The following is a 13,767-nucleotide window of genomic DNA, read 5'->3' on the forward strand; positions in this document are numbered from 1 at the left end:
GGTCAGGTCGGGTCGAGGCCGTGGCCGCGCAGCCATGGCAGCGGGTCCACCGCCGATCCATTGGGCCGTACCTCGAAGTGCAGGTGCGGCCCGGTGGAGTTGCCGGAGTTGCCGGAGTAGGCGATGACGTCACCGGCCTTGACCTGCCCCGACCGCATCCGGGTGCTGCTGAGGTGGCAGTACCAGGTCTCGGTTCCGTCGGGGGCGGTCACTATGGCCATGTTTCCGTAGGCCACGTTGTACTGGGTGCGCACCGTGCCGTCGGTGGCGGCCATCACGGGGGTGCCATAGCTGACCGGGAAGTCGATGCCGGTGTGCACCGACATCCAGTTGACGCCGGCCTGGCCGAAGTAGGCGCTCAGGCCGTGCTGGGTGACCGGCAGGACGAACTTGGGCCGCTCGGCCTCCTTGCGGGCCGCCTCCTCCGCCCTGCGTTTACGTTCCTGCTCCTGCCGCGCCTTGAGGTCCAGGCGCTCCTGGGTGCGGCTGGCGCGGGTGGCGAAGTCGTCGGCGCCCTGGCTGAGCCCGGCGAGCTGGGTGTCCAGCTTGCTGTTGGCCGCGGAGAACTTCACCGGGGTGTCGGTGGCGGAGGCCTGGGTCTGTTTGGCGTCCGGCCCTCCGGTGGAGGCGACGGAGGCGGCCGCGATGCCGGCCACTCCCATTACGGCGACCGAGGGCACCGCCACGGTGAGCAGGGCCTTGCGGCGCGGCCGGTAACCGGCCTTGGCCTGGGCGCCCTTGCGGCGGCTGCGGCCGTGCGGCGGCTGTCCGGAGGGCGCGGCGGCCTGCCCGGTCACTTCCGGGGGGACGACCATCGCGGCCATGGTCTCGCAGTCGGCCATGGCCAGTGCTTCGGCCGGTGCCTCGGCCGGTGCCGGGGCCCAGGGCGCCGGGTCGGGCTGCGGCTCGGCCAGCGCGGTGACCAGCGTCGGGTCGTGCCGGGGTGCGGGGTCCGGTTCGTCCACGGTGGCGTAGGCGCTGGTGTCCCAGGTCTGGGTCTGCCCGGTGGCGCCGCCCCAGGTTTCGTCCGGCTGATGTCCCCAGCCGGCGCTCTCCCACTGGCCGCTGTCCTGCGGGTGCCCGGGGTAGCCGGTGGACTGCCAGTCCTGGAAGGTCTGCCGGCCATGGCCGCCGGTATCCCACTGGCCGGTGCCGTTCCACTGGCCGGAGGCGTCCGGGGAACTCCACTGCCACTGGCCGGAGTCCGCGGTCGCGGGCCACTGGTCCGGCTGCCGGCCGGAGTCCAGAGCGCTGAAGTCCCAGACCTGGGTGTGGCCGCTGCTGCCCCAGCCGCTGGTGGTGTCCCACTGCCCGGAGTCGCCGTATCCGGCGGGGGCGTAGGCGGTGGTCTGCTGCTCGTACGAGGCGTACTGCCCGTAGGGGCTCTGCCCGTAACCGGCATCGGGAGCGGGAACGGTCGGGCCGGGGCCCGCCGATGGGTGACGGTCGTTCACCACCACTTCCATTTCGCCTTGGGAGCAGGAGAAGTAGCGGCGACTGTACCCGGCGGTATGCGACGGCCACAATCTTCCGCACGTTTTGCAGTGCCGCCGCCTGGGCAATTGGCAGCCTTTCGGTGGACCCGGCCCAGGGGACTCGCTTTGACGTTCGAAAAAGGTTCGAAATTTATCGGGCGTGACGGATGGGATCGGCGGTTCGGAAAAGGTCTTTCGGGATCAGGCGACCGACACCGCCGCCGAGCTGTCCCCGAGTTCCTCCTCCGTGGTCAGGGCCTGTCGGATGCTCGCCACCACCGCCCAGTGCACCGGCAGCGCCAGATGCCCCACGCCGCTCACCCGTACGTTTCGCGACAGCAGGTCCGGGTGATCGAGGCGGGCGGATTCCGCCGGCACCATCACTTGGTCGAGTTCACTCCAGAAGCTGATGAAACGCGTGCCACAGCCGGGAGCCGGTCCGGCGAGTTCGGCTATCACCTCGGATTCCGGGCGCAGTTGTCTCACCAGCGGGTGCGCGGACATCAGCGGGGCCACCCGGGTGCCGCCATGCGGCGTGGCCAGAGTGACCAGGGTGCGGATACGGGCGTCCCCGCCCAGCCGCTGTATGTAGTAGCGGGCCACCAGACCGCCCAGGCTGTGCCCTATGACGTCGATGCGCGGGCTGCCCGTCCGGGCACACAGCTCCTCCACCCGGCGGCCGAAGAGCTCGGCGGCGGTCCGCAGATCGCGGGTGAGCGGCGAGTAGTTGAGGCATTCCACCAGGGGCCAGCCATGCCGCCGCAGCGAGCGCCGCAGCAGCACGAACACCGAACGGTTGTCGATGAACCCGTGCAGCAGCAGGACCGGAGGCCGGTCGCCGGGCCCGGCGGCGGGGGGCGGCACCGGCGGTGGCGGACGGCGCTCCTGGCGCACCCCCGTGGGATACAGCAGCAAGTGCGCCGTGAGGATCAGTAACTCCAGCACGGTGGAGCGGACCAGCGCCGGTGAGGGGCGCATGGTGGTGGAAACAGCGGGCAAGGCGCCCATGGCCGACCTCCCGAACGGCACACAGAGCGGGGCTCTGTCCCCCCGTGTGCCCTCATGGGCAGCTGTGCGCGGCCGTCGTACCACCGTGCCGTGCGGCTGTCGGCACGGTGGTACGAGGGCCTCGTCGCGGCTCCCCTGGCGCCCGCCCCGTGGTCCGGCGGTTCCGGGGCCGGCCCGGCTGCCTGAGGGCGCCGATGGGACGGCGGCCCGGGCGAGGCGCGGGGAAACGGGAGCGGTGCGTAGCGAACGTGGTGTCCCACGTGTGATTTCCCCCTCGGTATCCTCCGCGAAACGGCGGGTTGCGGGATGCTGGAGGCAACGTTCGTTAACGTCCCCGGCCCGCCGGGCGCGAGGAGGCTCGCGGCCGGTTGACGGCAGGCGCACATGGAGGCAGTGATGGGAGTGACCGGTCCGATCCGCGTGGTGGTGGCCAAGCCGGGGCTCGATGGACACGACCGCGGGGCGAAGGTCATCGCGCGTGCGCTGCGGGACGCCGGGATGGAGGTCATCTACACCGGCCTGCACCAGACGCCCGAGCAGATCGTGGACACCGCCATCCAGGAGGACGCCGACGCCATCGGCCTGTCCATCCTCTCCGGAGCGCACAACACCCTTTTCGCCAGGGTGATAGAGCTCCTCAAGGAGCGGGACGCGGAGGACATCAAGGTCTTCGGCGGCGGCATCATCCCCGAGGACGACATCGCCCCGCTCAAGCGACTGGGCGTGGCCGAGATCTTCACCCCCGGCGCCACCACGGCGTCCATCGTGGAGTGGGTCAACGCCAATATCCGCCAGGCCGCCGGGGCTTGACCACTCCATGAGCGCGGGCGGGCGCCCGGTGCCGGTCATGGCTCCAGCTCCGCCCGCATGACGGCCCGCAACCGCAGGGTGTCCACCAGTCGTTGGAACGCCTCGGTCCAGTAGTCGAAGGCGCCGGGCGAACTCCCGGTGTGCTCCGGCTGGTCCGGGGCGCCGACCAGGGCCTGCAGGCGGTCGGCCTGGTCCGGGTCCAGACAGCGCTCGGCCAGGCCCATCACCCCGCTGAAGCTCCAGGGATAACCGCCGGACTCCCGGGCGATGTCCAGGGCGTCGATCACGGCCCGGCCCAGTGGTCCGGCCCAGGGGACCTCGCACACGCCGATCATGCGGAAGGCGTCGGGCAGCCCATGGGTGGCGATGAACTGGGCCACCCACTCCGCCCGTTCGCCGCGCGGCAGCGCGGTCAGCAGCTTCGCCGGATCCCGCCAGGAGGACTCCCCGGGGCCGGGCGGCGCGGTGGCCGGGCCCAGCAGGGCCCTCGACCACTCGGTGTCCCGCTGCTGAACGGCGGCCCGGCACCAGGCCGCATGCAGCTCCTGCCGCCAGCCGTCGGCCACCGGCAGCGCCACCGCCCCGGCCGCACCGCTCACCCCGAGATGGGCGGGCCAGACGGACAGCGGGGCCGCCTCCACGATCTGCCCCAGCCACCAGGAGCGTTCCCCGCGCCCGGACGGCGGGTTGACCACCACCCCGTCCCGCTGCATGGCGGCATCGCACTCATGAGGTGCCTCCACCACGATCAACGGGCCCGCACCGCGCAGCCGGTCCCGGCTGACACAGGCACGGGCCCGCCGCGCCATCCGGGCCGCCAGGGCCGACTCCGGCAGGAGGGTCAGCAGCCGGGCCGCCAGCGCCCGTACATTGCGACTGCGGTCGGCCAGGGCGGCCTCCAGAAACGGCTCGTCGGCGGGGCGCAGCCCGTCATGGAACGAGTCCAGGAACATCAGCCGGTCCTCGGCGCGCTCGCTCGCCCAGGTGCCGGCCAGCAACTCCCGGGCGGCATCGGGGTTCTGGCGCCGGAGCGTGGCCAGGACGGCCGAGCGCTCCGCGAACAGCCCCTCCCGCCAGACGCGTTGCCGGTCGGCCGGGCCGCTGCCGGCCGGTTCGGCCGGGCGGGCGCGCAGGGCGAACTTCCACTGGGGGTTGAGTCGGGCCAGCCAGCGGGCCCGTTCACCGCCCAGCCGGAGCACCTCCTGGCGCAGATCGCTGCGGGCGCGGGCGGCGTCCAGCAGCTCCGGCAGCAGGGCGTCCGGCGCCCGGTAGCCGCGCAGATTGGCGGCGGCCAGCCACTGCGGCAGCAGTTCCACCAGGTCCGGCGCGCTGCCGCGCCGGCCGGTGGCGGGCCCCGCCCGGTCGGCCAGCAGCAGGGCCAGCCGCCGCCGGGCGGCCTCCGGCAGACAGGGGCGCGGATCCTCCGGAGCGGGCTCCGGCCGGGCCCGGGCGGCGGCCGGGAGCGCACCGGCCCGCCGCCGCACGGCGTGCAGGGCGGCCTCGTCCAGCAGGGCCAGCGCGGGGGCCTGACCGGGGCGCCCGGCGGGTGCGGCGCGCCGGTCGGTGCCCAGCAGGGCGGTGCTGAGCAGTTCGTCCCAGGTGGTGGTGTGCATGGGAATGCCTCCGCTTCGGTGGTGGGCGCGCGTCGGGCGGCGGACCGTGCACCGGGGACGTCGGTCCGAGGGGCGTGGGTTTGCAGGGCTGCCGGGGCATGGGGCCGTGGCGTGGGCGGAGCTGTGCCATGAGCCTCCGGTTCGTGGCACGCCTCGTTCACGGCGCTACTGGGGGGCTGCCTCGGCCCGTGCGGTCACAGCGGTACCGGCTCCGGGCCCCAGGTGGCCAGCGGGGTGAAGCCACGGTGGCCGTACTCGCCGAAGACCGTCACCGGCCGCCCGCCGGATATCGCCGCCAACCGCCACAGCCCGGCGCGCTCGGCGCACCGCGGGTCCACGGGCAGTGCCGAATCGCCCTGGGCGTCCGCCAGTTGCCAGCCCTGCGCCGGGTCCGGTATCGGGGTCACCGCTGCCAGCACCACCGGCCAGGACTCCAGCCAGGGATCCCCGCGGAGCGCCTCGCCATAGGCGCTGAGCGCGGCCGTGATGTCGCCGCCCGGCGGAGGCTGGGCACAGGGTGCCGGCGGCCCATGGCGGGCACCCAGGGTGGCGCGCAGCGGACTGGCCGAAGGGTGGAAGGCCAGCTCGGCGTCGAAGGCGGTGCCCACCGGCAGTGACAGCTCGGGGGCCCGTCCGCCCGCCCCGTAGGACAGCAGCAGGGCCATCCGGCCGGAGTCCCGGCCGTACAGCCAGATCCGGCGGGTCACCAACCGGCCGTCGTCGGCGTCGCGTTGGGCCAGGATCGCCCAGTGGTCGCGGACCGTGCTGCCCGAGGCGGAGAGGGTGGCGCCGTCCACCGGAATGCCGACCCTGGAGCGCACGGTGGCGGCAAGTGGCTCCGGCAGCCGGTCCAGCCGTAGAAAACCCTGGTTGAGGGTGTGCAGCAGGGCGCACTCGGCCAGCAGCCGTTCGGCCGCGTCGGCACCCGATCCGGCGATCGAGCCCAATTCCCGGGCGCGCGCCGCGAGTCCGGGGGCCTGGGCGTCGATCATCCGGGCGGCCGTCTCCTCCCACTGAACGGCGGACCACGCCCCGTCCGCCGCCAGACCGCCGCCCACCAGATCCGCCAGCCGCTCCTCCAACTCCCGGGCGCCATCGGCGATCCGCCGCATCCGGCGCTCCGCCCGGCGGCGGGCAGTCTCCCCGGCACCGGGGGCCGGCCCACCGGCGTGATCACCGGACTCGCCACCGGCCTCGTCCCGGCGCCGGGCCAGCCAGTCACCGGCCCAGTCCGGCGGTCCGGCGGCCGCGTCCGGTACCGAATCCCGGTCCGTGGACCACAGCAGCAACAGCCCCAGCGCATGCTTGCACGGAGACTTCCGGCTGGGACAACCGCAGTGGAATCCGGGGCCGTTGAGATCGACAACCGTCCGGTACGGAGTGCTGCCGCTGCCCGCGCAGTGGCCCCACACCGCGTCCCCCCATGCGCCCAGGCCCGACCACGGTCCCGGCGTGGCGAGCCGGCCGGCCGCCGCGCGTGATGCCTCGTCAGATGCCAGCGCGAGCACCTGGTCCGATGTCCAGCGTTCCCCCTGCCCAGTCATGTCACCGAAGTTAAGGCACCCCACTGACAATCGCCCTGACCTGCGGCTTCGTTGGCGCAAGGCCCATTGTCAGTGGTGTGGTGCAGGGTTGGAGACACATCCCGGAGCGCACGCACACCGAGGGGGAACCGTGACCGTGCCCGGCATCTCCGCCGAACCGCCCGAGGCCCTGCGGCCGCACGCCGAAGACGCCTTCGCCGAGGAGCTCAAGGCGCTCGCGGCCGCCGACGACCGCCCGCGGCCCGCCCGTTGGCGACTGTCGCCCTGGGCGGTGGCCACCTATCTGCTCGGCGGCGTGCTTCCCGACGGCAGCGTGATCACCCCCAAGTATGTGGGGCCGCGCCGCATCATCGAGGTGGCCGTCACCACGCTGGCCACCGACCGGGCGCTGCTGCTGCTCGGTGTCCCCGGCACCGCCAAGACCTGGGTGTCCGAGCATCTCGCCGCGGCCGTCAGCGGGGACTCCACGCTGCTGGTGCAGGGCACCGCGGGCACCGCCGAAGAGGCCGTCCGCTACGGCTGGAACTACGCCCGGCTGCTGGCCCACGGCCCCAGCCGGGAGGCGCTGGTGCCCAGCCCGGTGATGCGGGCCATGGCCGAGGGCATGACCGCCCGGGTCGAGGAACTCACCCGCATCCCCGCCGACGTCCAGGACAGCCTGATCACCGTGCTCTCCGAGAAGACCCTGCCGATTCCCGAACTCGGCGAGGAGGTCCAGGCGGTGCGCGGCTTCAATCTGATCGCCACCGCCAATGACCGCGACCGCGGTGTCAACGAGCTGTCCAGCGCCCTGCGCCGCAGATTCAACACGGTCGTCCTGCCGCTGCCGGGCACCCCGGAGCAGGAGGTCGAGATCGTCGCCCGCCGGGTGGACCAGATCGGCCGCTCGCTGGAACTGCCCCCCGCACCCGACGCAGTGGCCGAGATCCGGCGCGTGGTCACCGTCTTCCGTGAACTGCGCGAGGGGGTCACCGCCGATGGACGCACCAAGCTCAAGTCGCCCTCGGGCACGCTCTCCACGGCCGAGGCGATCTCCGTGATCACCGGTGGGCTGGCGCTGGCCGCGCACTTCGGCGATGGAGTGCTGCGTGCGGGCGATGTGGCGGCCGGAATCCTGGGCGCGGTGGTGCGCGATCCGGCGGCCGACCGGACGGTCTGGCAGGAGTATCTGGAGACCGTGGTCCGGGAGCGGGACGGCTGGCAGGACTTCTACCGCGCCTGCCGTGAGGTGTCCCGATGACCGTCGCCCTGCTGGGAGTACGCCACCACGGCCCGGGTTCGGCCCGGGCGGTGCGTGCCGCGCTCGACCAGTGCGCGCCCCGGGCCGTGCTGATCGAGGGCCCGCCGGAGGCGGATGCCATCGCGCACCTCGCGGCGGAGGAGGAGATGCGGCCGCCGGTGGCGCTCTTCGCCCATGCCGTGGACGACCCCGGCCATGCCGTCTGGTGGCCCTTCGCCGACTTCTCACCGGAATGGGTGGCCCTCCGCTGGGCACTGGCACATGGCGTCCCGGTCCGTTTTATCGACCTGCCGGCCGCGGTGACCCTGGGCCGGAACGAAGCGCTCCAACGGGCCGCCGCGGCCGACCCGTTGGGCCGCCTCGCCGAGGCGGCCGGATACGACGATCCCGAGCGCTGGTGGGAGGACGTCATCGAGCACCCGCCCGCCGCGGCTTCACCCGCCGACGCCCTCGCCCCCTTCCAGGCCGTGGCCGAGGCCATGGCAGTGCTGCGGGCCGATGAAGCCGGGGCGGAGCCGGGAGGCGGCACGGGCCATGGACGCGGTGCCTCGCATGGCATGGCGGCGGTGAGCGAGATGGCCTGGCACGGCCCGGATCGCCGGGTGAGCGGGACCATGACCACCGGCCGCGGGCCGGAGGGTCCGGCATCGGGGGGCGGTGGCGCCGATGAGCCGGTTCGCCCCGCGCCCGGCGGCATCGGTGCCGGCCGCGACGCGGGCCGCCCGGCGAGCGCAACGAGCGCAAGCGGCAAGTGCAACCTCCCGGCATCCGGAGGCCCGGCATCCGGAGCCGCCGGTCACGACACCATCCGCGAAGCCCATATGCGGCTCAAACTCCGCCAAGCCCAGCGCGAGTTCGGTGACCGGATCGCCGTGGTCTGCGGGGCCTGGCACGTTCCGGCGCTCTCCGTCCGGCGGACGGTCGCCGCCGACCGGCAGCTGCTCAAGGGGCCGGCCAAGGTCAAGACGGCCATCAGCTGGGTGCCCTGGACACACCGGCGGCTGTCCCGGCACAGCGGTTACGGGGCCGGAATCACCTCCCCCGGCTGGTACCGCCACCTCTTCCACGCCCCGGACCGGCCACTGGAACGGTGGATGACCACCGTCGCCCGGCTGCTGCGCGACGAAGGGCACCCGGTCTCCTCCGCGCATGTCATCGAGGCGGTCCGGCTGGCCGGCACCCTCGCCGCGCTGCGCGAGCGCCCACGGCCGGGGCTGGCCGAGACTCTCGACGCGGTATGCGCGGTGATGTGCGAGGGCTCGGAGGTGCCCCTGGCACTGGTCCGGGACCGGCTGGTCATCGGTGACACTCTCGGCGAGGTCCCCGAATCCGCACCCGCCGCACCCCTGCGCCGCGATCTGACCCGGCTGCAGCGCAGCCTGCGCCTCAAACCCGAAGCCGACCGCAGAGAGGCGGAGTTCGACCTCCGCAAGGACACCGACGCCGCCCGCAGCAGGCTGCTGCACCGACTGCGGCTGCTCGGCGTGGACTGGGGCACCCCAGTGCCCTCGCGCGGCGGGCTGGGCACCTTCCGGGAGAGCTGGCGGCTGTGCTGGCATCCGGAGCTGTCGGTGCGGGTGGCCGAGGCCGGCGTCTGGGGCACCACCGTGGAGACGGCGGCCACCGCCAAAGCCGCCACCGCGGCCGGCCGGGCGGTCTCCCTCGCCGAGATCACCACCCTGGCCGAACAGTGCCTGCTCGCCCAACTCCCCGACGCCCTGCCCACGGTGATGCGCGCCCTGGCCGACCGGGCCGCGCTGGACAGCGAGGTGGCACACCTGGCCCAGGCCCTGCCCGCCCTGGTGCGCTCGGTGCGCTATGGAGACGTCCGGCGCACCGACACCGGCGCCCTCGCCGAGGTGGCGGCGGGCATCGCCGAGCGGGTCTTCATCGGGCTGCCCGCCGCCTGCGCGGGCCTGGACCGGGACGCGGCCCAGGAGATGAGAGGCCACCTGGACGCCGTGCACCGCGCCACGGCACTGCTCGACCGGCCGGGCATGCGCCGGCGCTGGACGGATGTGCTGAGCGCCCTCGCCGAACGCGAGGGCCTGCCCGGGGAGATACGCGGCAGGGCATGCCGACTCCTCTTCGATGAAGGGGAGTTGGATGAGGAACGGGCGGCCCGGCTGATGGGCCTGGCGCTGTCGCCGGGCCGGGCACCGGCCGAAGCGGCCGCCTGGATCGAGGGGTTCGCCGGCGGCGGAGGCTCCGGCGGCATGCTGCTGGTGCACGACAAGCGCCTGCTGACGCTGATCGACACCTGGCTGACCGGAGTGACCGCCGAGGCATTCACCGATGTGCTGCCCCTGCTGCGCCGCACCTTCTCCGCCCATGAGCCGGGCGTACGGCGCACCCTGGGCCGGCTGGTCCGCAGTGGCCGGGCGGCCGCCGCCGACCCCAACGACCGCAATCCGGACGCCGGTTTGGACCCGGACCGGGCGGCCGCCGTCCTTCCCGTCATGCGCCTGCTGCTCGGGCTGGACACCCCGCAGCGCGCCGGCCAACCGGCGATACAAGGAACGGAGGCGTCATGACCAGCGGCAGCACCCCCCTTACTGATCCCGGAGCCGAGCGGCTGCGCCGCTGGCGGCTGGTCCTGGGCGCGGAGCAGGGAGCGGACGGCACCGGCTGCGCGCTCAGCGGCCATGACGCCGCCATGGACCGGACCCTGGAGGCGCTCTACGGTTCCCGCCCCGAGCGCAGCGAGGGCCGCTCGGCGGGCCTGGGCGGCTCGGCGCCCCAGGCCGCCCGCTGGCTGGGGGACATCCGCGCGTACTTCCCGACGTCCGTCGTTCAGGTGATGCAGCGCGACGCAATAGAGCGGCTCGGGCTGGCCGCACTGCTGCTGGAGCCGGAGCTGCTGGAGGCGGTCGAGCCCGATGTGCATCTGGTGGGCACCCTGCTGTCGCTGGGCAAGGCCATGCCCGAGGAGGCCCGGGAGGCCGCCCGGGTGGTGATCCGCAAGGTGGTCCAGGAGCTGGAGCGCCGCCTGGCCGGCCGTACCCGCGCCACCCTCGACGGCGCACTCGACCGGGCCGCCCGCCTCAGCCGCCCCCGGCACCGGGACATCGACTGGAACCGCACCATCCGCGCCAACCTCCACCACTATCTGCCGGAACACCGCACCGTGGTGCCCGAACGGCTGATCGGCTACGGCCGCGCCGCCCGGTCGGTGCGCAAGGAGGTGATCCTCTGCGTTGACCAGTCCGGCTCCATGGCCGCCTCGGTCGTCCATGCCTCCGTCTTCGGCGCGGTCCTGGCATCCATGCGTTCGCTGAGCACCCGCCTGGTGGTCTTCGACACCGCGGTGGCGGACCTCACCGAGCAGCTGGCCGACCCGGTGGAGGTGCTGTTCGGCATCCAGCTGGGCGGCGGCACGGACATCAACCGGGCGCTGGCCTACTGCCAGGCCCGGATCACCCGGCCCACCGAGACCGTGCTGGTGCTGATCAGCGATCTCTACGAGGGCGGGATACGGGAGGAGATGATCAAACGGGTGGCCGCCATGCGGGCGGCGGGGGTGCGCTGTGTGACCCTTCTCGCCCTGTCCGACGAAGGAGCGCCCGCCTACGACCGGGAGAACGCGGCGGCGCTCGCCGCGGCCGGCGCCCCCGCCTTCGCCTGCACCCCGGACCGTTTTCCGGAGGTGATGGCGGCCGCGCTGGAGGGCCGTCCGCTGCCCGTGGGCGAGCCCATACCCCCGGACGGCGCAGGTCAGCCGGGCTCCGTACGGGCTAAGTGAGCACGGTGCCTGTGAGCGTAATCACGGCCGGAGTGTGACCTGCGATTTAGGGTCGCCCGGTTCACGGGGATAACCTGCGAGACGGACATGCCGCGTCAACGGTGAACGTGTGCCGCCCTCGTTACAGATCGCGTCGTCACGCTGCCCGGCGGCACGCCCGCGCAGACAACGAACCGCGATATCCATGGAAAAGGGACGGACGCGCGTGGACCTGTTCGAGTACCAGGCGAGGGACCTCTTCGCCAAGCACGGTGTACCGGTGCTGGCCGGTGAAGTCATCGACACGCCTGAGGCGGCGCGCGAGGTGACCGAGCGTCTGGGCGGCAAGGCCGTCGTCAAGGCGCAGGTCAAGGTCGGCGGCCGTGGCAAGGCCGGCGGCGTGAAGCTGGCCGGCTCCCCGGACGAGGCGGTGGAGAAGGCCGGCCAGATCCTTGGCATGGACATCAAGGGCCACACGGTCCACAAGGTGATGCTGGCCCAGACCGCGGACATCAAGGAGGAGTACTACGTCTCCTACCTGCTGGACCGCACCAACCGCACCTTCCTGGCCATGGCCTCCGTCGAGGGCGGCATGGACATCGAGGAGGTCGCGGCCACCAAGCCCGAGGCCCTCGCCAAGGTGCCGGTGGACGCCAACGAGGGCGTGACCGAGGCCAAGGCCCGCGAGATCATCGAGGCCGCCAAGTTCCCGGCCGAGATCGCCGACGGCATGGTCGAGGTCCTGCAGAGCCTGTGGGTCACCTTCATCAAGGAGGACGCCCTCCTCGTCGAGGTCAACCCGCTGATCAAGAGCGGTGAGGGCAAGCTCATCGCGATCGACGGCAAGGTCTCCCTGGACGACAACGCCGACTTCCGCCAGCCCGAGCACGCGGCGCTGGAGGACAAGGCCGCGGCCAACCCGCTGGAGGCCGCCGCCAAGGCCAAGGGCCTGAACTACGTCAAGCTCGACGGTCAGGTCGGCATCATCGGCAACGGCGCGGGCCTGGTGATGAGCACCCTCGACGTGGTCGCCTACGCCGGTGAGAAGCACGCGGGCGTCAAGCCGGCCAACTTCCTCGACATCGGTGGCGGCGCCTCCGCCGAGGTCATGGCCAACGGCCTTGAGATCATCCTCGGCGACCCGGACGTCAAGTCCGTCTTCGTCAACGTCTTCGGTGGCATCACCGCCTGTGACGAGGTCGCCAAGGGCATCGTCCAGGCCCTGGAGCTGCTGAAGGACAAGGGCGAAGAGGTCACCAAGCCGCTGGTCGTGCGCCTCGACGGCAACAACGCGGAGCTGGGTCGCAAGATCCTGTCCGACGCCAACCACCCGCTTGTGCAGCGCGTGGACACCATGGACGGCGCGGCCGACAAGGCCGCCGAGCTGGCTGCGGCCGCGGCTAAGTAAGGGACGAGGACTCCACAACCATGGCTATCTTCCTCACCAAGGACAGCAAGGTCATCGTCCAGGGGATGACCGGTGCCACGGGCATGAAGCACACCCGGCTGATGCTGGGTGACGGCACCAACATCGTCGGCGGCGTCAACCCGCGCAAGGCCGGCACCGAGGTCGACTTCGACGGCACCGCCGTCCCCGTCTTCGGCTCGGTCGCCGAGGCGATGGAGAAGACCGGCGCCGACGTCACCGTGGTCTTCGTGCCGCCGGCCTTCGCCAAGGCCGCCGTCATCGAGGCGATCGACGCGGGCATCGGCCTGGCCGTCGTGATCACCGAGGGCATCGCGGTCCACGACTCGGCCGCCTTCTGGGCGTACGCCCAGTCCAAGGGCAACAAGACCCGCATCATCGGCCCCAACTGCCCCGGTCTGATCACCCCGGGCCAGTCCAACGCCGGCATCATCCCGGGCGACATCACCAAGCCCGGCCGCATCGGTCTGGTGTCGAAGTCCGGCACGCTGACCTACCAGATGATGTACGAGCTCCGTGACATCGGCTTCTCCTCGGCCGTGGGCATCGGTGGCGACCCGGTCATCGGCACCACCCACATCGACGCCCTGGCCGCCTTCGAGGCCGACCCGGAGACCGAGCTGATCGTGATGATCGGCGAGATCGGCGGCGACGCCGAGGAGCGGGCCGCGGACTTCATCAAGGCCAATGTCACCAAGCCGGTCGTCGGCTACGTGGCCGGTTTCACCGCGCCCGAGGGCAAGACCATGGGTCACGCCGGTGCGATCGTGTCCGGTTCCTCCGGCACCGCGCAGGCCAAGAAGGAGGCCCTGGAGGCGGCGGGTGTCAAGGTCGGCAAGACGCCGTCCGAGACCGCTCGCCTCGCCCGTGAGCTGCTGGGCGCCTGAGCCAGGCAGCCTCAACGGTCCCAAGGACATGGGCCCGCACTCC

At 72.7% G+C, this 13,767-nt stretch carries 10 protein-coding genes; 6 read left to right on the forward strand and 4 right to left on the reverse strand.

Going from position 1 to position 13,767, the window contains the following annotated elements; all coding sequences use genetic code 11:
* Window positions 1-2 precede the first annotated feature (2 nt).
* Together CV755_RS26770 and CV755_RS26775 are read right to left on the reverse strand one after the other, a co-directional pair.
* Window positions 3-1,454, reverse strand: coding sequence for a M23 family metallopeptidase (locus tag CV755_RS26770; protein ID WP_241561406.1), 1,452 nt, complete (start codon window positions 1,452-1,454; stop codon window positions 3-5).
* Window positions 1,455-1,676: 222 nt separating this feature from the next.
* Window positions 1,677-2,483 (reverse strand): esterase/lipase family protein, encoded by an 807-nt coding sequence (locus CV755_RS26775; protein ID WP_109282824.1) that lies wholly within the window; start codon window positions 2,481-2,483, stop codon window positions 1,677-1,679.
* A gap of 396 nt (window positions 2,484-2,879) precedes the next feature.
* On the opposite strand from CV755_RS26775, the gene CV755_RS26780 reads away from it, so the two are divergent.
* On the forward strand, window positions 2,880-3,293 hold the full coding sequence (locus CV755_RS26780; RefSeq protein ID WP_109282825.1) for a coenzyme B12-dependent isobutyryl CoA mutase small subunit: 414 nt from the start codon (window positions 2,880-2,882) through the stop codon (window positions 3,291-3,293).
* A 35-nt stretch (window positions 3,294-3,328) separates the two neighbouring features.
* Here CV755_RS26780 and CV755_RS26785 read toward each other — a convergent pair whose 3' ends face one another.
* Window positions 3,329-4,906: a DUF5691 domain-containing protein gene (locus CV755_RS26785; RefSeq protein ID WP_109282826.1), complete on the reverse strand. Its 1,578-nt coding sequence runs from the start codon at window positions 4,904-4,906 to the stop codon at window positions 3,329-3,331.
* 194 nt (window positions 4,907-5,100) lie between these two features.
* Window positions 5,101-6,450 carry an SWIM zinc finger family protein gene (locus CV755_RS26790; protein ID WP_109282827.1) on the reverse strand — a complete coding sequence of 450 codons (1,350 nt, stop codon included), beginning with the start codon at window positions 6,448-6,450 and terminating at the stop codon, window positions 5,101-5,103.
* Between the two features lie 130 nt (window positions 6,451-6,580).
* Here CV755_RS26790 and CV755_RS26795 point away from each other — a divergent pair, with 130 nt between their 5' ends.
* The 5 genes from CV755_RS26795 (at window position 6,581) to sucD (ending at window position 13,724) form a co-directional block, all read left to right on the forward strand.
* Complete coding sequence (locus CV755_RS26795) at window positions 6,581-7,690, forward strand: ATP-binding protein (RefSeq protein WP_109282828.1); 1,110 nt, start codon at window positions 6,581-6,583, stop codon at window positions 7,688-7,690.
* Entirely contained in the window at window positions 7,687-10,224 is a 2,538-nt protein-coding gene (locus tag CV755_RS26800) for a DUF5682 family protein (protein WP_109282829.1), read from the forward strand. Before CV755_RS26795 ends, CV755_RS26800 begins: the two co-directional genes overlap by 4 nt.
* Window positions 10,221-11,432 carry a VWA domain-containing protein gene (locus CV755_RS26805; RefSeq protein WP_109282830.1) on the forward strand — a complete coding sequence of 404 codons (1,212 nt, stop codon included), beginning with the start codon at window positions 10,221-10,223 and terminating at the stop codon, window positions 11,430-11,432. Before CV755_RS26800 ends, CV755_RS26805 begins: the two co-directional genes overlap by 4 nt.
* Window positions 11,433-11,637: 205 nt before the next feature.
* Window positions 11,638-12,819: an ADP-forming succinate--CoA ligase subunit beta gene (sucC, locus tag CV755_RS26810; protein ID WP_109282831.1), complete on the forward strand. Its 1,182-nt coding sequence runs from the start codon at window positions 11,638-11,640 to the stop codon at window positions 12,817-12,819.
* 20 nt (window positions 12,820-12,839) lie between these two features.
* The gene (gene sucD / locus CV755_RS26815) at window positions 12,840-13,724 is read left to right on the forward strand and encodes a succinate--CoA ligase subunit alpha (protein ID WP_109282832.1); all 885 of its coding nucleotides are present in this window, start codon (window positions 12,840-12,842) and stop codon (window positions 13,722-13,724) included.
* Window positions 13,725-13,767 lie beyond the last annotated feature (43 nt).

Source organism: Streptomyces orinoci, assembly GCF_003121295.1.
GTDB classification, from domain to species: Bacteria; Actinomycetota; Actinomycetes; order Streptomycetales; family Streptomycetaceae; genus Streptomyces; species Streptomyces orinoci.